This is a genomic window from Paraburkholderia sp. CNPSo 3281 (assembly GCF_024206515.1).
GTDB classification, from domain to species: domain Bacteria; phylum Pseudomonadota; class Gammaproteobacteria; order Burkholderiales; family Burkholderiaceae; genus Paraburkholderia; species Paraburkholderia nodosa.
Window position 1 is genome coordinate 91,477 of record NZ_JAMBPS010000018.1, and the last position, 17,553, is coordinate 109,029.

At 65.7% G+C, this 17,553-nt stretch carries 17 protein-coding genes; 2 read left to right on the forward strand and 15 right to left on the reverse strand.

Annotation, left to right across the window (positions count from 1 at the left end; translation table 11 throughout):
- Positions 1-10 precede the first annotated feature (10 nt).
- From M3I56_RS19390 to M3I56_RS19410, 5 genes are all read right to left on the reverse strand, one after another.
- On the reverse strand, positions 11-1,012 hold the full coding sequence (locus M3I56_RS19390; protein ID WP_254355369.1) for an Ldh family oxidoreductase: 1,002 nt from the start codon (positions 1,010-1,012) through the stop codon (positions 11-13).
- 1 nt (position 1,013) lies between these two features.
- Positions 1,014-1,988 carry a hydroxyacid dehydrogenase gene (locus M3I56_RS19395; protein ID WP_302056904.1) on the reverse strand — a complete coding sequence of 325 codons (975 nt, stop codon included), beginning with the start codon at positions 1,986-1,988 and terminating at the stop codon, positions 1,014-1,016.
- Positions 1,985-3,325 (reverse strand): C4-dicarboxylate transporter DctA, encoded by a 1,341-nt coding sequence (gene dctA / locus M3I56_RS19400; RefSeq protein ID WP_302056905.1) that lies wholly within the window; start codon positions 3,323-3,325, stop codon positions 1,985-1,987. The genes M3I56_RS19395 and dctA overlap by 4 nt, the downstream gene beginning before the upstream one ends.
- Before the next feature lie 196 nt (positions 3,326-3,521).
- Positions 3,522-4,697 carry a UxaA family hydrolase gene (locus M3I56_RS19405; protein ID WP_028203478.1) on the reverse strand — a complete coding sequence of 392 codons (1,176 nt, stop codon included), beginning with the start codon at positions 4,695-4,697 and terminating at the stop codon, positions 3,522-3,524.
- Positions 4,698-4,747: 50 nt separating this feature from the next.
- The gene (locus tag M3I56_RS19410; RefSeq protein ID WP_281282595.1) at positions 4,748-5,098 is read right to left on the reverse strand and encodes a UxaA family hydrolase; all 351 of its coding nucleotides are present in this window, start codon (positions 5,096-5,098) and stop codon (positions 4,748-4,750) included.
- Between the two features lie 167 nt (positions 5,099-5,265).
- Between M3I56_RS19410 and M3I56_RS19415 the strand changes: the two genes are divergently transcribed.
- The gene (locus tag M3I56_RS19415; protein WP_254355370.1) at positions 5,266-6,051 is read left to right on the forward strand and encodes a GntR family transcriptional regulator; all 786 of its coding nucleotides are present in this window, start codon (positions 5,266-5,268) and stop codon (positions 6,049-6,051) included.
- A 57-nt stretch (positions 6,052-6,108) separates the two neighbouring features.
- Here the strand turns inward: M3I56_RS19415 and M3I56_RS41100 are convergent, their stop codons facing one another.
- From M3I56_RS41100 to M3I56_RS19435, 3 genes are all read right to left on the reverse strand, one after another.
- On the reverse strand, positions 6,109-7,659 hold the full coding sequence (locus M3I56_RS41100; RefSeq protein WP_309249170.1) for a methyl-accepting chemotaxis protein: 1,551 nt from the start codon (positions 7,657-7,659) through the stop codon (positions 6,109-6,111).
- 277 nt (positions 7,660-7,936) lie between these two features.
- Complete coding sequence (locus M3I56_RS19430) at positions 7,937-8,548, reverse strand: glycine zipper 2TM domain-containing protein (protein WP_375541754.1); 612 nt, start codon at positions 8,546-8,548, stop codon at positions 7,937-7,939.
- A 212-nt stretch (positions 8,549-8,760) separates the two neighbouring features.
- Positions 8,761-9,048 carry a hypothetical protein gene (locus M3I56_RS19435; RefSeq protein ID WP_254355373.1) on the reverse strand — a complete coding sequence of 96 codons (288 nt, stop codon included), beginning with the start codon at positions 9,046-9,048 and terminating at the stop codon, positions 8,761-8,763.
- 249 nt (positions 9,049-9,297) lie between these two features.
- On the opposite strand from M3I56_RS19435, the gene M3I56_RS19440 reads away from it, so the two are divergent.
- Positions 9,298-9,486, forward strand: a complete 189-nt coding sequence (locus M3I56_RS19440; RefSeq protein ID WP_028203473.1) for a hypothetical protein — start codon at positions 9,298-9,300, stop codon at positions 9,484-9,486.
- Positions 9,487-9,510: 24 nt separating this feature from the next.
- Here the strand turns inward: M3I56_RS19440 and M3I56_RS19445 are convergent, their stop codons facing one another.
- From M3I56_RS19445 to M3I56_RS19475, 7 genes are all read right to left on the reverse strand, one after another.
- The gene (locus M3I56_RS19445) at positions 9,511-10,542 is read right to left on the reverse strand and encodes an alpha/beta fold hydrolase (RefSeq protein WP_254355374.1); all 1,032 of its coding nucleotides are present in this window, start codon (positions 10,540-10,542) and stop codon (positions 9,511-9,513) included.
- Between the two features lie 105 nt (positions 10,543-10,647).
- Positions 10,648-11,277, reverse strand: a complete 630-nt coding sequence (locus M3I56_RS19450; protein WP_254355376.1) for an NTP transferase domain-containing protein — start codon at positions 11,275-11,277, stop codon at positions 10,648-10,650.
- Entirely contained in the window at positions 11,274-12,362 is a 1,089-nt protein-coding gene (locus M3I56_RS19455) for an XdhC family protein (protein ID WP_254355377.1), read from the reverse strand. Before M3I56_RS19455 ends, M3I56_RS19450 begins: the two co-directional genes overlap by 4 nt.
- Complete coding sequence (locus M3I56_RS19460) at positions 12,359-13,561, reverse strand: VWA domain-containing protein (protein ID WP_254355378.1); 1,203 nt, start codon at positions 13,559-13,561, stop codon at positions 12,359-12,361. Before M3I56_RS19460 ends, M3I56_RS19455 begins: the two co-directional genes overlap by 4 nt.
- Positions 13,555-14,451: a MoxR family ATPase gene (locus M3I56_RS19465; protein ID WP_254355379.1), complete on the reverse strand. Its 897-nt coding sequence runs from the start codon at positions 14,449-14,451 to the stop codon at positions 13,555-13,557. Before M3I56_RS19465 ends, M3I56_RS19460 begins: the two co-directional genes overlap by 7 nt.
- Positions 14,452-14,459: 8 nt before the next feature.
- Positions 14,460-15,095, reverse strand: a complete 636-nt coding sequence (locus M3I56_RS19470) for an SRPBCC family protein (protein WP_254355380.1) — start codon at positions 15,093-15,095, stop codon at positions 14,460-14,462.
- A gap of 30 nt (positions 15,096-15,125) precedes the next feature.
- Positions 15,126-17,540, reverse strand: coding sequence for an aerobic carbon-monoxide dehydrogenase large subunit (locus tag M3I56_RS19475; protein WP_254355381.1), 2,415 nt, complete (start codon positions 17,538-17,540; stop codon positions 15,126-15,128).
- Positions 17,541-17,553 lie beyond the last annotated feature (13 nt).

Genomic DNA, 17,553 nt, shown 5'->3' on the forward strand with positions numbered 1-17,553 from the left:
CTGCAAGCGCTCACGCCGCCAACGCTCGCAACTGATTGAGCAGCGCGTCGGGAATGTCGATGCCGTCGTGTGCAGCGGTATCGGCGAGGCCGGCCCGCCGTTGCCCCGGCAGCCGTACATCGGCGTCCTGCAGCATCACTTCGATCAACGCCTCGACGCGCGCAAGATAGGTGGCATTGCCCGCCAGCGCACCCGGATCGATCGCCCAGAACAGGTGGCCCACGCGCGACTTCTCGCCCTCTTCGGTCAGGAACGAACCCGCCTCGTAGCCGAAGTTCGCCCCGGCCAGCGCGGCGGCGAGCAATTCGACCATGAGCGCGAGCATCGCCCCTTTCGCCCCGCCGAACGGAAGCATCATGCCTTCCAGCGCGGCCTTCGCATCGGTTGTCGGCCGGCCGTCGCGCGAAGTCGCCCAGCCCTCGGGAATCGGCTTGCCTTCGCGGGCGGCCACCATGATCTTGCCGCGCGCCACATTGGACAACGACAGGTCGATCATCAGCGGCTTGCCGTCGCGGCGCGGAAACACGGCCGCCACGGGATTGGTGCCGAACACGGCGTGCCGCCCTCCCCACGCCGCCATCGCAGCGGGCGTGTTGCTGAACGCGAGCCCCACCATGCCGGCCGCGCCGACCGGCTCCAGATGCCATGCGCCCGCGCCAAGGTGGTGGCTGCGCGTCACGCTCACGACCGCGCTGCCGTGTTCCCGCGCGCGCTTCACGAGCGTTTCGACGGCCAGTTCGCAAGCCGGGAACGCCATGCCGTCCGCCGCGTCGATCAACACCGCGGCATTGCGCGATTCGACGACTGACGGGCTGGCCTTCGCGTCGACACGGCCGTTGCGCAACTGCGCGACATACATCGGCAAACGCGCGACGCCGTGCGAAGACAGGCCGCGTTCGTCGGCGTAGACGAGCGCGCGCGCGGTGGCCTGGGCCGTGCGCGGCGTGGCGCCCGCGGCAAGCATCGTGCACGTGGCGAGGTCGTGAAGATCACCGGACGAGATCCGCGTCATGTCAGAGTTCCTTCGTTTTCGTTGAGTCATGCTCGCCCGCGAGCAACGCATCCATCACGCGCGACGCGACCAGCGTGCTGACGCGCTCGTTCGACTGCACGGTCAAGCCCGCAATATGCGGCGTGAGGATCAGATTGGGCACGTCCGCAAGCGGCGAACCCGCCTTGAGCGGTTCGTCGGCGAACACATCGAGCGCGGCGCCGCCCAGGCGGCCTTGCGTCAGCGCTTCGGCCAGCGCGCTTTCGTCGATCACGCCGCCTCGCGACGTATTGATCAGGACTGCATGCGGTTCGAGCATCTGCAGTTGCGCCGGGCCGAGCAGATTGTGCGTGCTCTCGACGAGCGGCACGTGAACAGTCACGACGTCGGCAGCGCGCAGCGCGTCGTCGAACGACATGCCCCGGGTGCCCGTCTCCTGCCAGCAGGCCGCATCCGCCGGAATCTGCGGATCAAAGCCCACTACCTGCATGCCGATACCTCGCGCCAGCTGCGCGACGAGCCGCCCGATGCCGCCAAAACCGATCACGGCCATCGTGCCGCCAGCCGCTTCGCGCCCGTTCGAGAGCGCGGTGCGCGGCCACTGCCCCTGTGCAACAGCCGCGCTCGACAGGTACGCGCCGCGCAGCAGCATCAGCGACGTGGCGATCACATACTCGGCCACGGCTGCCGCGTTGGCGCCCGTTGCCGGAAACACCTGCACGCCGCGTTCCCTGCATGCGCCGAGCGCGATATTGTCCAGCCCGACGCCGAGCCGCCCGACCACCGACAAGCGCGGCGCGTCGTCCAGCAGCGCGGCGGTGACCTGTGTGCGGTTGCGCACGATCAGCGCGTCGGCGTCCGCCAGCAGACTGCGCAGCCGCTCGGGTTCGTCGACGAGCGACGCGTGTGCGTGCACGTCGAAATGACGCCGCAGCGAATCCACCGCCGACGCATCCATGAACTCGCTGATGACGATTTTCTTGCGATCGCTCTTCAATTTGGGCGTTCCTGTGCGTAAGCGCGTGGCTTGCTTTCGTTGACGCTGCCGGCCGTTTCGGACTCCGCATCACTCACGCCTTGAGCGGCGCGCGGCGCGGCCAGCACCTTGCGCGCCGCCTCGGCGTCGAACACACCCTCCCAGCGCGCGACCACGATCGTCGCCACCGCGTTGCCGATCATGTTGACGATCGCGCGAATTTCGTTGAGCACGCGGTCGATGCCGATGATCAGCGTGATGCCGGCAACCGGAATGATGTTGTGGGTGGAGAGCGTGGCCGTGAGCGCCACCAGCGCCGCGCCCGCAACGCCCGCGCCGCCCTTGGACGTCAGCAGCAGGATGGCGAGCAGGCCGAGCTGCTGCAGCAGTGACAGATGCGTGTTGGTGGCCTGGGCGATGAAAAGCGACGTCATCGTGAGATAGATGGCCGCGCCGTCGAGATTGAACGAGTAGCCTGTCGGCAGCACGAGACCGACGATGGGCTTCGGGCAGCCGAGGCGCTCGAGTTTGTCCATCAGGCGCGGCAGCACCGATTCCGTGGTCGAGGTGCCGAGCACGATCAGCAGTTCCTCGCGCAGATAGTTGAGCAGCGGCCACAAACCGACGCCGGCCCAACGGCAGATCGTGCCGAGCACCAGGACGATGAACAGGATACTGGTGAGATAGAAACAGACGATCAGCAGACCGAGCTGCTGCAACGTACCGATGCCATACTTGCCCACCGTGAACGCCATGGCGCCGAACGCACCGAGCGGCGCGAGCCGCATGATCATCTCGACGATACGCATGAGCGCCTCGCCGCTCTGCTCGATCACGCGCGACAGGAACCGGCTGTTGCGCGACATGATCGACAATGCCACGCCGAACAGCACCGAGAACAGCAGCACCTGCAGCAGGTTGCCGTGCGCGAACGCACCGACTACCGAGTTCGGCACGATCTCTTCGAGGATGCTTTGTGACGCCGCAGTATGCGCTTCGCTCACGTAGTGGCTCACGGCCTGCGTATCGAGCGTAGCCGGGTCGATATTGAGCCCTTCGCCCGGATGCAGCACGTTCGCCACCACCAGCCCCAATACCAGCGCAAGCGTCGTCACGGCTTCGAAATAGACGATCGTCTTGACGCCCACTCGCCCGACATGCTTGAGGTTTTCCATCCGTGCAATACCGAGCGACACGGTGCAGAAAATCACCAGCGTAATGAGCATTTTGATCAGGCGAATGAACGTGTCGCCCAATGGTTTCATTTCAACGCCGAAGTGCGGCCAGAAATAGCCGACGAGAATACCGGCCGCAAGTCCGATCAGGACCTGGGCATAGAGATGTCTGAGCACGCGCAAGGTGGTGTCTCCTCCACTCGCTGCTGCCTGGTGATACAGCTTCGCGCACCGTGGGCGGACTTCCGTGGTCCGGTTTTGTGGCCGTGTCTGCACGGCGCTTTGCGCCGCGGTGCGCGCAACTGTGATGGAACTGCGGGGAAACTGCGTTCGCAATGCCCGCCGCTCAGGCGGGCTTGCGGGGTGTTGCTTGCGCGGATCAGGCGCTTTCGAACAGACGCGTGAGCACGAACTCGCGATGGCCCAGCGTTTCCGCCGCGGTCCAGCGGCCGTTCGCCGTTGCGAGCATCGATTCGAGCAGCTTGTCGCCGGCCTGATCGAGGTTCTGCTCGCGCTGCAGCAAGCCCGACACATCGACGTCGACGTGCTCGCTCATCGTGCGCACCGTGCGCGGATTCGCGCAGATCTTGATGACCGGCACGATCGGATTGCCGATCACGTTGCCCTGCCCTGTCGGGAAGAAGTGCACGGCGAAACCCGAGGCCGCGCACAGCGTCACCATCTCCGCCGCCGCCGACGACGAGTCCATGAACCACAGGCCAGCATGCGTCGGCTCCTCGGCCTTGTCGAGCACGCCGTCCACGCGGCACTTCTTGCCGATCTTCTGGATATTGCCGAGCGCCTTTTCCTCGATCGTGGTCAGGCCGCCTGCGATGTTGCCCTTCGTCGGCTGCGACTCGGAGAGATCGTCGGTCTTCCAGCGGTTGATCATGTCCTGATAGCGGTCGAACATGAACTGGAAGCGCTCGCGCACCTGATCGTTCGCGCAGCGCGCCGCAACGATCTGCTCGCCGCCCGTCAGCTCCGAGGTCTCGCCGAACACGAGCGTCGTGCCGAGTCCGTAGAGCTTGTCGAACGCATTGCCGACCGTCGGGTTCGCGCCGCAGCCCGACGTCGTATCCGACTCGCCGCACTTGGTCGATACCCACAGATCGGAAATCGGGCACTCCTCGCGCTCGAGCGTCGTCGCCCACTGCACCATTTCCTTGGCGGCCTTCGAGGCGCGCATGATCGTGTCATGGTCGCCGTGCAGTTCGATGCCGAAGCCCATCACCGGCTTGCCCGACTTCGCGATGCCGTCCACCACGCGCTTGGTCCAGCCTTCCTCGATACCGATGACGATCACGCCGGCGACGTTCGGGTTGCAGCCCGCGCCGATCAGCGTGCGGAAATGCAGGTCGAGGTCCGCGCCGAACTGGAGGCGGCCGTACGGATGCGGCAGCGCCATGGTGCCCTTGATGTTGTGCTCGACCGCTTGCGCGGCGGCGTTCGACAGGTCGTCGACGGGCAGGATGATGACGTGGTTGCGCACGCCGACGCGGCCGTTCGAGCGGCGATAGCCGCGGAAAATGGTGTTCTGGTCAATCACGCTCATGGTGTCTCTCTCTGAATGGGAGGGGTTCGACTGGCTGGCTCGCCTGCGCCTTACCAGCGCTTCGTCTTGATGTTGTGAACGTGAGCGTGCTCACCCGCCTTGATGGGCGCCACGACCTTGCCGATATCGACGCCGTACTTGTAGACGGTGTCGCCCACGGCCATGTCCTTGAGCGCCACCTTGTGACCGATCGGAATGTCCTGCTTCGCCGGGACCGTGACGATTTCGTCCTCGTCCATGATCCACGCGTTCAGCTGCGTGCCCGCCTTGATGCCCTCGACGACCGCGACACCAACCGTGTCCTTCGCCTCGTGCAGCACGATGTGAATCGTCCTGCGCGCCGGATCGGCATGGGCCGCCGTTGAATCAGCCTGCTGTGCTGCTTGAGCTGCCTGGCTCATCTGAGTGTCTCCAGTTTTGTTCACGGGGGGTCTGGCGCGTGGCCATGCTGCGCATCATAGACCGCTCATTCATCCATGTCAACCATATCATCTATATGTGTTAGATAAGCCAGATGAAGTAAAATCGCGTCAAAGTCCGGAACGTACAAGGAAGGGGGAACACCACCATGAACACGCTGAAGAACGGCGCAGCCCACGCGGCGGGCGCGGCAGGCACGCCCGTCATCGGGGGAACGCGGTACAAGGAAGTGAAAAACGGGATCCTCGCCGCGCTGTCGGCGAAGGAATGGAAAGGCGGCGAGGCGATACCTTCGGAGAAGCGCCTGTCCGAGCGCTTTGGCGTGTCGATCGGGACGCTGCGCAAAGCGATCGACGAACTCGTGGCGGACAACATTCTCGTGCGTCATCAGGGACTCGGCACGTTCGTCGCGCAACACCAGCGCGATCGCTATTTCTTCCGATTTTTCCGGGTCGTGCGGCAGGACGGCGAGAAGAGCTATCCCACGGTGAGCCTCGTGTCGTTCACGAAGGCCAAGGCGACGCGCGAAGTCGCCGCGATTCTCGGCATCGAACCGAACGCGCGGGTCTTCTCGTTCGTGAACCGCCTGGCGCTGCATGGCGAGACGGTCATGATCGACAGCATCACCGTGGCCGAGGAGCGTTTCGCGGGGTTGACCGAAGCCGCGTTGCGCGAGCGGCCCAGCACGCTTTACAACTTCTACCAGGACGCGTTCCACATCAACGTGGTCGGGACCGAAGAGCGGTTGCGCGTCGCGACCGCCAACGAGTTCGAGAGTGAACTCCTCGAGGTGGCGCCCGGTACGCCGTTGCTCGAAGTGCGGCGCATTGCGTACTCGTATCACCAGGAGCCTGTCGAGCTTCGCATCTCGCACGTGAACACCGCGCGTTACGAATACGTCGGTCCTTCCGCTTCACACGAAGAACCGCTCTAGAAGCCCGGTGCACTCCCGCTGCGCCCGCCCGCTGAACGAGCGCAGCGGTGTCATCGCTCAGGCGGCGAGGTGAAACACGCTCACCGTCCTTTCGAGCAGCCGCGCCTGATCCTGCATGGATTGCGCCGCCGCCGACGCCTGCTCGACGAGCGCCGCGTTCTGTTGCGTCGCTTCGTCGATCTGGGTGATCGCGCGGTTGACCTGTTCGATACCCTCCGTCTGCTCATGGGTGGCCGCTGAAATCTCGGCCATGATGCCGGTCACGCGCCCCACGCTCTCGACGATTTCCGACATCGTCGAACCGGCGCGCGCCACCAGCACGCTGCCCGTGTCGACTCTCGAGACCGAGTCGTCGATCAGCGCCTTGATTTCCTTGGCGGCAGCCGCCGAGCGCTGCGCGAGACTGCGAACCTCGGAGGCCACCACAGCGAAGCCGCGTCCCTGCTCGCCGGCGCGCGCCGCCTCGACGGCGGCGTTGAGCGCAAGAATATTGGTCTGGAAGGCGATACCGTCGATCACGCCGATGATGTCGACGATCTTGCGCGACGACTCGTTGATGGATTTCATTGTGTCCACCACCTCGGAGACCACCGCGCCGCCCCTGCCCGCCGCTTCCGACGCCGACGCCGCGAGATCGTTCGCATGCTGTGCGTTCGAGGCGCTCTGCTGCACCGTCGACGTGAGTTCTTCCATGGACGCGGCCGTCTCCTGCAGCGACGCCGCCTGCTGCTCCGTGCGCGACGACAGGTCGAGATTGCCCGCCGCGATCTGCTTCGAAGCCGTGCTGACCGAGGCGGTCGATGACAGCACGGTGCCGATCACGCCGACGAGGCTTTCCTGCATGCGCTTCGCAGCCGAGGCAAGCATGCCGATTTCGTTGTGGCCGTGTTCGCCGATGCGCGCGGTCAGGTCGCCCTGGGCGACGCGATCCAGATGCTCGCCCAGGGCCTGCAGCGGTTTCTGAACGACGCGGGACAGCGCCCGGCGCGCGGCCACCGCGACCACCACGGTGATAACGAGGCAGGCCGCAATCATGATCTGGAGGAACGACGTCGTGTCATTCGCGGCCTCTTTTGCCGCGTGGCCGCGTTTGGTGGCGCGTTTGACGAAGTTGTCCATCTCGTCGTTGAACGCGCGCGATGCCGCGATGCTTTCGATCGCGCTGATGTGATTGAAGGTGGCCATGTCGTTGGCCGCGAGCGCCTTCTGTTCGTTGCGCACGCAATCGTTCAGCGCGTTGTAGGTCTCGACGATACGGCGGGCGAGTTCCCGGTCGTCCGGATCGGAGCGCGGAATCTTCGCGAACGCCTCGATGCGAGCCTGGCCCTGCGCCAGCCGGGCGTCGACGGTCTCCGTCAAGTTCTTTGCCGCCGCGGTTTGACCGATCTGGGCCGCGCTCTGTGCGGCCGAGATCGACACGCGAGCGCGTTGCGTGGCGGCAAACGCCTCGGTCACGTCGGTCACCTCGACGGTCGCCTGGCTCATCGCCTCGACAGAGGCCGCAGTCTCTCGCACCCCCTTGAGGGCCATGAGGTTGCTGACGCCAATCAAGACGACCAGCAGCGTCAGCACTGCGGTCAGAATAGTACTGATCCGGAATTTGCCCACTTCTATCCCCAAATGTCAGCTTTTTTGTGAGTGCGGGTAGTCGCGTGGTGGGTGATACCGCTGCGACTACGACCGGCATATCGGCATGGGGCTCACAACACTTGAGGATCTTTTGCGGACCTGACAGAAGTGAAAACTGGCACCTGTTCAAGAAAGCTTTCTGTCAGCTTGTGTAACATCGCTCCTCGGACAAGCCACGGTTTGGTGATCGTCAACTTTCCTGCTCGACGCCAGCGAGATAGTCAGGACACCTTCAGGTATGCAACATCGACCGGAATTAGTAGCGCGCCAGCTGGCTGCCGTTGACCTGCACGCGGTCGCCTGGGCGCAGGTCGCCGGGCGTCGGCACGTTGAACGCGCGGGTCGAGCCGTCGCTCAGCTGTACGTCGATCTGGAATCCTGCGGGCTGGCCCATCTGCTGGCCGATCTGGTTGCCTGCATAAGCGCCGCCGAGCGCGCCGATGACGGTCGCGGCGTCGCGGCCGTGGCCACCGCCCACCTGATTGCCGAGCACGCCGCCAACCAGCGCGCCGACCACGGTTCCGGCGATGCCCGAAGCCCCCGTGGCGTTACTCAACGGCCGGATGCTCGAGATCGTGCCGTACTGCGTGCCATATTGGTTGCCGTATTGCGAGTTGTACTGCGCACCGTACTGACCGTTGCTTTGCGTGTCATACGGCTGTTGCGGCGCGGGCGGTGGCGCGTAGGCGGGTTGCTGCACGGTGCCCGGTTGTGCGTAAGCAGGCTGGCTGTACGCAGGCGCCGCATATTGGCCCTGGTAGCCTTGCTGCGCGCCGTACGGCGAGTAGCCCGGGGCAACGCATGCGGACAACGACAGACTGGCTGCCGCGACAAGCGCGGCGGTGAGGGCGGACTTGGTAGAGAGCATGAACGTCAAGGTGGATTCGCATTGCCGCCGCTGCGGGCACGACAAGCATGAGGAGGAGTGGCAATTGCGCGGCAGTATAAGCAAAGCCCGCCCGGACGTCCGCTGCGCGAGGGTAACAACATGTAAAGTCCGTTGCCGGGTGATTGGCGGCGCGCCGAGCGCGGCGCCAATCACCCGCTGGAATCAAGCAGGCGCCGGATTCCCCGATATTTTCAATGCAGGGTTTGGACGCTGCCGGCGTCATCATCGGACGCGGCCTGATCGAGTATTGCGCACCGGAAATCGAACTTGACGCGAAGGATTGCTGATTCGACACGTGCGTCGCCGCGATGGCCCTTCAGGCGAGTATCGATCGCCTCCTCGACGGCGAGAATCGCCTGCTCGATGCTCTCGGGATCCTCACTGTCGAATCCGACCTCGACCTCGATGCTCTCCAGCAGGTTCAACGCGGTTGCAATGTCTTCGGAAGCGACGAATAGCGTCTCGGCGTGTTCTCTCATCTACCCTCCCCGTTGGGTTGTCCAGCTCTTCAGACAGCTGCGAGTTGCACGCCTATCGTTGCACATCCGGAACAAATCTGCCGGCGACGAAGGCCGGTGTTGGGTTCGAAACAACGGAGGGGTTGCCGTCCATCGTGAAGCGAATAGAATCGAAGGTTCCAGCTGATAGCGTAAAGGCAATCGGCCCGCCGTCGGGCGCGGTTTCGACCTGCTAGACTGGAAGTTCCCCCGCGAACCATGGAGGGAATCATGACGACTGTCTACGTGGTGAAGACTGGTGAGCAGTACCTCTGCTGCGCAGAGGACGGCGATATTGGCATGGCGCCGGAGATTGGCGGGGCCAAGTCCTTCGTCTCATACGAGGAAGCCGAAAAGGCGGCGTCCGAGCATGCCGACCCCGGATACGAAATCGTCGCCGTCAGCGTTGCCACACACTGACGCGCAAGGCTGTTCCGCCTCGACCTACTGGAACTTGCCAGCCGGTGCTTTCGGCTGGCTTTCGGCTGCACCGCCGGCCAGCGCGTGAACCGTTCCGGCGAGGAAGTTCAGGATGAACTCGTTCACCTCGTCCGGACGCTCTTGCTGCACCCAGTGACCCGCCTTCGCAATCAGGTGCTTCTTCCAGAGATTGGGAACGTTGATCTCCAGCGCGTCGTAATCCTTCACGGCCATCCTCACGACGCCGTCTAGCTCTCCCGCGAGAAAGAGCGCGGGCTGCATGATCCGGGCGCCGTCGAGGAAGCTGGTCAGCTCCCAGTTTCGATCGATATTCCGATACCAGTTGATTGGCCCACGAAACCCGCTCCGCTCGAACTGAGTGACGAAATATTGCAGATCCGTCTCGGTCAACCACGGCGGAAGCTCGTCGGGCAACGTGAAGTTGTCCACGAATCGAGTCGACTTCGGAAAGGTCGCGATATTGGCCGGCTGCCCTTTTACCACCGGGTCTCCCGACGCCGTGTACAGAATGCCGAGCATCGAACGGCGGACATCTTCTTCCAGTTCGCGCTCGACGCGTCCCGGCAACTGAAAATAGTCCTGATAGAAATGACACTCCTGCGTGATCTGCGCGAAGCGCACCGATGGACGCACCGGCCGGCGAGGCATGTAAGGCACGCTCAACAGGCCGAGAACGGGAAACAGGTCGGGGCGCAGCAGCGCAGCGTAAGCGGCGACGGCAGCCCCCCAGTCATGCCCGATCAGAACCGCCCGCTCTTCGCCGAGAGCCTTGACGAGGCCGACCAGGTCGCCGACCAGGTTCAGAATATCGTAAGCCTCGATGGTTTCCGGGGCGTCGGTGAGCCCGTATCCGCGCTGGTCCGGCGCAACCGCGCGATAGCCCGCGGCCGCCAGCGCATCGATCTGCCAGCGCCACACGTACCAGGACTCCGGCCAGCCGTGGCAGAGCAGCACGAGCGGGCCCGTGCCCTTTTCGACGTAGTGCATGCGGATGCCGTTGACGTACGCGAACTTCTCTTGCAGCCGGTTCATCATGGAGTCGACCTCGTCTCACACGGTGGGAAAACGCCTGGCGACCATTGTGAATGCAGCGCCACAATGCTTCAACCACACCAGTCGTTTCGAGCGTGAGCCGGGGTATCAAGGATCGACGCGTGCCGTGCGGCCCTCCACCCGCGCAATGACGCTCAGGTAATCGGCGGGGGTATCCATGTCGACGCAAAAGCGATCGTGCGCCGCCTCGTGGAGAAACACCTCGCCGCTGTGTTCGGCGATCAGCTTGCGGCAGCCCGGATTCACGCGGCCGCCCACGACCTCGGGACAATAGCTCGACGCAAACACGACAGGATTGCCGCGTGCGCCGTCGAACATCGGCACCAGGATCGAACCGTACGGCATCGACGCGTAGGCCTCGATCAGTTCACGATAGTCGGCCGTTTCAAGGAGCACCTGGTCGGCGAGGCAGATCATCACCGCGTCGCACGGCGCCTGCAGCGCGGCAACGCCGCTCGCGACCGACGTCATCTGTCCTTCCCGGTAGCGCGGGTTGCCCTGGAAGCGCACGTCGAGGCCGTCGAGCGCTTCGAAGACGGCCCGGGCGTTGAACCCGGTCACGACGACGACCTCCTCGGGTCGTGCCGCAGCGATCGCGCGCACGACGCGCCGCACGGCAGGCTCGCCGCCCACCGGCAGCAACAGCTTGTGACGCCCTTCCATGCGCTCGGACAGGCCCGCCGCGAGCACGACCGCCGAAAACGCCGCGCCGCTCATCGCGCCACCGTGGGAGGATCGTCCGGGCGACCGGCAGCGCCAGAGGCGACGTCCAGATAGCGCTCGGGGGCGCGCTCGAACTCGGACTTGCAGCCGTCGCAGCAGAAGTACACCTTGCGCCCGCGATAGTCGACAACGTGTTTCGCCTTCGCAATCTCGATGCTCATCCCGCACACGGGGTTCACGTAGCACCCCGCCTCCGCCTCTGCCACGGGCACGCCGAGCGCCTCGCACGGCGGCAAGGGCGGTACGGCTTCCGTGGCGATCGTGGCGCGCGGCGCCGCGGCCTCGGCCACCTCCTGCGTCTCGTGCCGCACGGCGACGAGTCCCGCCACGGCGCCCAGTGCAATCTCCTGCGGCGTGTGCGCATGGATCGCCGGCCCCGCCGGTGCGTGCAGCGCCGCGAGGCGGGCCTCGTCGATGCCGCGCAGGCGCATGGCTGCGCGCAACCGCTCGGCCTTTCTGTGACTCGCGATCAGGAGCACCGCCACGGCGGCGCTGCGCAACGCGGCTTCGAGCGCATCCTCGTCGCGCTCACCTTGCGTCGCGATCAGCACAAATGATGTGCCGGCGCGATCCAGCGCGGCGGCGTCAACGCCCGGCTGCCCGGCGCGCGCCACGTCGGCCGCCAGGCTCGCGCGAAACCCGACGCGCCGTGCGAGCACACACGCTTCCTGCGCCGCGGGCGTGGCGCCGAGCACGGCCACGAGCGGCGCGGGCACGGTGGGCTGGATGAAAAGCTCCAGTGCGCCGTTGCTCGCGCACGGCATGGCGTGCGCCTCGACTTCGGCCTCGGCTGCCACCGGCTCGTTGCTGATCCGCACGCGCCGTGGCTGCCCCGTGCGGATCGACTCTCGCGCGGCCTCGATGACGATCGTCCGTGAGCAGCCTCCGCCGACCCAGCCATGCAGCGCGCCGTCGGCCTCCACCAGCGCCTGGGCGCCGACGTGTGTCGAGGTTGGCGGCGCCGCGCGGATCACGGTGACGACGGCGAACGGTGCGCCCGCATCGATCAGCCGCTGCTCGAGCTGCAGCAGATCCGCGGCGTCCGGGAGGGTTTCGCTCGATTCGGCATGGACATTCATTGCAGCGCCTCGAGAATTTGAGGAAAGATCCGTTCGAGACCCGCGAGGTCGCGGGCCCCGGCGAACAGGTCGAGATGCGGCAGCGCGGCCTGCATGCCCGCGCTGACCGGTGCGAATCCGGGACGATCGGCGAGCGGATTGATCCAGACGAGCGAATGGCAGCGCCGCCGGATCGCGCCGAGCGACTCGCTGAGCTGCGCCACGTCGCCGGCGTCGTAGCCGTCGCTGACGATCACGACCGCGGTACGCGCATGCAGCAGGCGCGGTGCGTAGTGCGCATTGAAGCCGGCGAGACTCTCGCCGATCCGCGTCCCGCCGGCCCAGCCCTCCGAGATGAGGTGCAGGCGCTCCTGGGCGCGGCGCGGATCGGGGTCGCGCAGTGCTTCGTCGACGCAGACGAGCCGCGTATGGAAGATGAAGCTGTGGACGTCGGGCAAGCGCCCGCTCAGCACGCGCGCGAGCCGCAGGAAAAAGAAGCTGTAGAGGCTCATCGAGCGGCTCACGTCGAGCAGCATGACGATGCGCGGGCGCTGCCGGCGCTTGCGCCGCCAGCCGAGCTCGACCGGCAGCCCGCCGCGCGAGACGCTGCGGCGCAGGGTCCAGTGCAGATCGAGCGTGCGCCCGAGACTCGCGCGTTGCTCGCGGCGCATCTGGATGCCGCGCAGGCGCTGGGCGAAACGGCGGATCGCGGCGTCGATGGCGAAGAGTTCGTCGCGATCGTTCAGGTGGCGCAAATCCGCGTGGGCCAGCGACTCTGTCGGCGTGGCGCCTTCGTTCGCGGCGGCGCCTTCCTGCGCCGCGCCGTTGCCGCGTCCCGCGAGCGAAACCGGCGTACCCTCGCTCGCATCGGGCGGCCCGCAGGCCGTGTCGTCGCGCGCAAGCGGCCCGGCGCCGCCAGCGCGGGTTTCGGCGAGCTTGCGCCGGTTCGGCGCGAGGAAGTACGCGTCGAACAATTCGTCGAAGCGCCGCCACTCTTGCGCGCGCGCGCACAGCAGCGCACGCAGGCTCCAGCGCAGCACGTCGCGCTCTGTCTGGCCCATGCGTTGCACCACTTCGAGCATTGCGGCAACGTCCGCGTTCGTCACGCCGAACGCGTTCGCGCGCAGCCAGCCCGCAAAGCCCGCATAGCGCGCGACGAGGCGATCGGCAAGATCGTGCCGCGCCGCGCCGGGCAGCGTGCTGTCGATGCCGGTCAGCATGACGCCACCAGTTTTTCGACCACGGGCCGCGTGAGGCTGGCTTGATCCTCGCGCGTTTTCACGAGCGCGGCGAGCGAATCCATCACGCGGTCCACGCCGTTTTCGTCGAGCGCGCTCACGCCGAGGCGCAGCAGCGCGGCCACCCAGTCGAGCGTTTCCGCGAGGCCGGGCTTGCGGCGCAGCGCGATCTCGCGCACCGCATGCACGAATTCGACGATCTGGGCCGCGAGCGCCTCCGGCACCTCGGGCACCTGGGTCCGCACGATCATGAGTTCGCGCTGAAACGACGGGTAGTCGACGTACTGGTAGAGGCAGCGGCGGCGCAGCGCGTCGGAGATCTCGCGCGTGCCATTCGAGGTCAGGATCACATAAGGCCGCTCGGTCGCGCGGATCACGCCAAGCTCGGGAATCGAAAGCTGGAAATCCGACAGCAGCTCGAGCAGGTAGGCCTCGAACGCCTCGTCGGTACGGTCGATTTCGTCGATCAGCAGCACGGGCGCGGGCGTGGTCGTAATGGCTTCGAGCAGCGGGCGCTTGAGCAGATAGCGCTCGGAGAAGATGTCCTGCTCCTTGTCGCGCAGCGGCCGCGTGTCCTGCTCGAAGAGCTTGATCGCGAGCAGCTGGTGGACGTAGTTCCACTCGTAGAGCGCGGCGTGCGCGTCGAGCCCTTCGTAGCATTGCAGGCGGATCAGCGGCGCGTCGAGCAGTCGCGAGAGCGCCTTCGCGACCTCGGTCTTGCCTACGCCCGCCTCGCCTTCCAGCAGCAGCGGACGGCGCATTTCCATCGTGAGCAGCAGCGCAGCCGCGAAGCTGCGCTCCACGATGAACCGGTGGGCCGCCAGCTTCGCCTGCAGCGCGAGGACATCCGGCATGCGGTCGGTCGACGTCATGACGGCCCTCAGCGGCCTTGCGCCTTGTGCGTGAAGTGCCCGCGCAGCCAGTCGCGAATGATGGCCCAGACAAACGCAATGCCATTGAGCTCGGTGGCTTGCGCAGGTGCCCCAGCCGCACGGGAAACTGGCGGCGATCCCGGCTCGTCGGCCGCACTTCCGGCAGCGCCGGGCGCGGTTTGCGGCGGCGCCATGGCACTCAGACGCGCCGAGAAGTTCGCGACGAACTGCTTGAGCAGCTGCTCCGACACCGGCCCCATGAGCCGCCCACCCAGCGCGGCGGCCTTGCCGCTCATCGTCACCTCGCTCTTGCCGGCCAGCGTGCAGGTCTCGCCCGTGGGTTGCACGCTGGCCGTGAGGTCCATCGTCGCCGCCGAGCTACCGGTCGAATCGGTGCCTTTGCCGAGCAGATGCAGGCTGCGCGCCGCGGCGTCGAGCGCGAGCACCTCGATGTCGCCCTTGAACGCCATCGTCGCCGGCCCGAGCCGCACCGTGATGGTTCCTGTGTAGTGCGTATCGTCGACGCGCTCGGTGATCTTCGCGCCCGGCATGCAGCCGGCCACCGCCTCGATGTCCTGCATCAGCGCCCAGGCGCGCTCCGCGCTCGCGTCGAGCGGAAATGCCTTGTCGAGTACGACTTTCATTCCGGACTCCTCATTCGTTCGCGCTTCGGCTCAGACAGGCCGCGTCAAGCCAAGCTCGCGGCACTGCTGCCACACGCGATACGCGTTGTGCGGCATGTTCATGTGCGTGACGCCGAGATGCGCGAAGGCATCGACCACGGCCGACGTGAAACACGGAATCGAGCCCACGTGCGGCGATTCGGCCACGCCCTTGGCGCCGATCGGGTGATGCGGCGAAGGCGTCACCGTGAAGTCCGTTTCCCAATGCGGCGTTTCCACGGCTGTCGGCACGAAGTAGTCGAGCAGCGTCGCGCCGAGCAGATTGCCCGCTTCGTCATACGGCAGTTCCTGTCCGAGCGCGACGGCGAAGCCTTCGGTCAGGCCGCCATGAATCTGCCCCTCGATGATCATCGGGTTGATCCGCGTGCCGCAGTCGTCGAGCGCGTAAAAGCGGCGCACACGGATCTCGCCGGTATAGCGGTTGATGTCGAGCACACAGACGTAGGCGCCGAACGGGAACGTGAAGTTGGGCGGATCGTAATAGTCGACGGCCTCAAGGCCCATCTCCAGCCCTTCGGGAACATTGTGATAGGCGGCCCACGCCACCTCCTTCACGGTCTTGAACTGATCGGGCGAGCCCTTCAGCACGAAGCGATCCAGATCGAATTCGACGTCGTCCGGGCTCGCTTCAAGCAGATGAGCGGCGATCCGGCGCGCCTTCTCGCGAATCTTGCGCGAGGCGCGCGCCACAGCGGCGCCCGCAACGGGCGTCGAACGCGAGCCATAGGTGCCGAGGCCATATGGCGCCGTGGCGGTATCGCCCTCTTCCACCGTGATTTTCGAGGCCGGAATGCCGGCTTCCGATGCAATGATCTGCGCGTAGGTGGTCTGGTGCCCCTGGCCCTGCGTGATCGTGCCCATGCGTGCGATGGCCGAGCCGTCCGGATGCACGCGGATCTCGCATGAATCGAACATGCCCACGCCGAGGATGTCGCACATTTTCGACGGCCCGGCGCCGACGATCTCGGTGAAATTTACGACGCCGATGCCCATGAGCCACTCCGCATCGGGGTCGGCGCGGCGCTGCGCCTGCTCCTTGCGCAGCGCGTTGTAATCGACGGCGGCCAGCACCTTTTTCAGCGCCGTTTCGTAGTCGCCCGAATCGTATTCGAGGCCAAGCGGCGTCGTGTACGGGAACTGGTCGCGGCCGATGAAGTTGCGCAAGCGGATCTCCGCCTTGTCGATGCCGAGCTTCTGCGCGAGCACATCCACCATCCGCTCGATCAGGTAGACGGCCTCGGTCACGCGGAACGAGCAGCGGTAGGCGACGCCGCCCGGAAACTTGTTCGTGTACACGCCGTCGACGCTCACGAACGCATTGGGGATCGCATACGAGCCCGTGCACACATGGAACATGCCGGCAGGCCATTTGGTCGGATCGGCGCACGCGTCGAACGCGCCGTGGTCGGCCACCACATTCACGCGCAGCGCCTTGATGCGGCCGTCCTTGTCGGCGGCCAGCTCGCCCGTCATGTGATAGTCCCGTGCGAACGCGGTGCTGGAGAGGTTCTCGTTGCGCGACTCGATCCACTTGACCGGACGCCCGAGCACAATGGACGCCACGATCGACGTCACGTAGCCCGGATACACGCCGACCTTGTTGCCGAAGCCGCCGCCGATGTCGGGCGAAATGATGCGGATATTCGACTCCGGAATCGACGACAGCAGCCCGACCACGGTGCGCACGACGTGAGGCGCCTGCGACGTGATGTAGACCGTGAGATCGCCGCGCACCTTGTCGAACGACGCGACGCAGCCGCAGGTTTCGAGCGGACACGGATGCACGCGCGGATACACGATATCCTGCTTGACCGTGACTTCCGCGTTCTCGAACATGCGGTCCGTCTTGTCGCGGTCGCCCATCGTCCACGTGAAAATATGATTGGGATGCCTGCGGGCACCGTGCGCGCCGCTGTCCTTGTCGCGGATGTCCTCGCGAATCACGGGCGCGTCGGGTTCCAGCGCCTTCATCGGATCGACGAGCGCGGGCAGTTCCTCGTACTCGACTTCGACGAGCTCGGCCGCATCGGCGGCGACGTAGCGGTCGTCGGCCACCACGAAGGCGACTTCCTGGTTCTGGAAGCAGACTTTTTCGTCGGCGAGCACCGCCTGCACGTCGCCTGCGAGCGTCGGCATCCAGTGCAGTTTGAGGGGTTTGAGGTCATCCGCCGTGAGCACGGCGTGCACGCCGGGATGCGCGAGCGCGCGCGACTTGTCGATGCGCTTCACGCGCGCATGGGCGTAGGGACTGCGCACCATCACGCCGAACAGCATGCCCGGCATCTTGATGTCGTCCACGTAGCTGCCCTTGCCCTGGATGAAGCGCGGGTCCTCGCGGCGCTTGCGCGAGCAGCCCATGCCTTCGAGCGCGGCGAGACGTTCGAGATTGGCGTCGGGATTGTTCATGGCGTGTCTCCCG

Bases quoted from the DNA above. Each gene is read 5' to 3' on its own strand.
- M3I56_RS19390 (WP_254355369.1), bottom strand. From the start codon at position 1,012: ATGACGCGGATCTCGTCCGGTGATCTTCACGACCTCGCCACGTGCACG.
- M3I56_RS19405 (WP_028203478.1), bottom strand. From the start codon at position 4,697: ATGAGCGTGATTGACCAGAACACCATTTTCCGCGGCTATCGCCGCTCG.
- M3I56_RS19410 (WP_281282595.1), bottom strand. From the start codon at position 5,098: ATGAGCCAGGCAGCTCAAGCAGCACAGCAGGCTGATTCAACGGCGGCC.
- M3I56_RS19415 (WP_254355370.1), top strand. From the start codon at position 5,266: ATGAACACGCTGAAGAACGGCGCAGCCCACGCGGCGGGCGCGGCAGGC.
- M3I56_RS19430 (WP_375541754.1), bottom strand. From the start codon at position 8,548: ATGCTCTCTACCAAGTCCGCCCTCACCGCCGCGCTTGTCGCGGCAGCC.
- M3I56_RS19435 (WP_254355373.1), bottom strand. From the start codon at position 9,048: ATGAGAGAACACGCCGAGACGCTATTCGTCGCTTCCGAAGACATTGCA.
- M3I56_RS19440 (WP_028203473.1), top strand. From the start codon at position 9,298: ATGACGACTGTCTACGTGGTGAAGACTGGTGAGCAGTACCTCTGCTGC.
- M3I56_RS19445 (WP_254355374.1), bottom strand. From the start codon at position 10,542: ATGATGAACCGGCTGCAAGAGAAGTTCGCGTACGTCAACGGCATCCGC.
- M3I56_RS19450 (WP_254355376.1), bottom strand. From the start codon at position 11,277: ATGAGCGGCGCGGCGTTTTCGGCGGTCGTGCTCGCGGCGGGCCTGTCC.
- M3I56_RS19455 (WP_254355377.1), bottom strand. From the start codon at position 12,362: ATGAATGTCCATGCCGAATCGAGCGAAACCCTCCCGGACGCCGCGGAT.
- M3I56_RS19460 (WP_254355378.1), bottom strand. From the start codon at position 13,561: ATGCTGACCGGCATCGACAGCACGCTGCCCGGCGCGGCGCGGCACGAT.
- M3I56_RS19465 (WP_254355379.1), bottom strand. From the start codon at position 14,451: ATGACGTCGACCGACCGCATGCCGGATGTCCTCGCGCTGCAGGCGAAG.
- M3I56_RS19470 (WP_254355380.1), bottom strand. From the start codon at position 15,095: ATGAAAGTCGTACTCGACAAGGCATTTCCGCTCGACGCGAGCGCGGAG.
- M3I56_RS19475 (WP_254355381.1), bottom strand. From the start codon at position 17,540: ATGAACAATCCCGACGCCAATCTCGAACGTCTCGCCGCGCTCGAAGGC.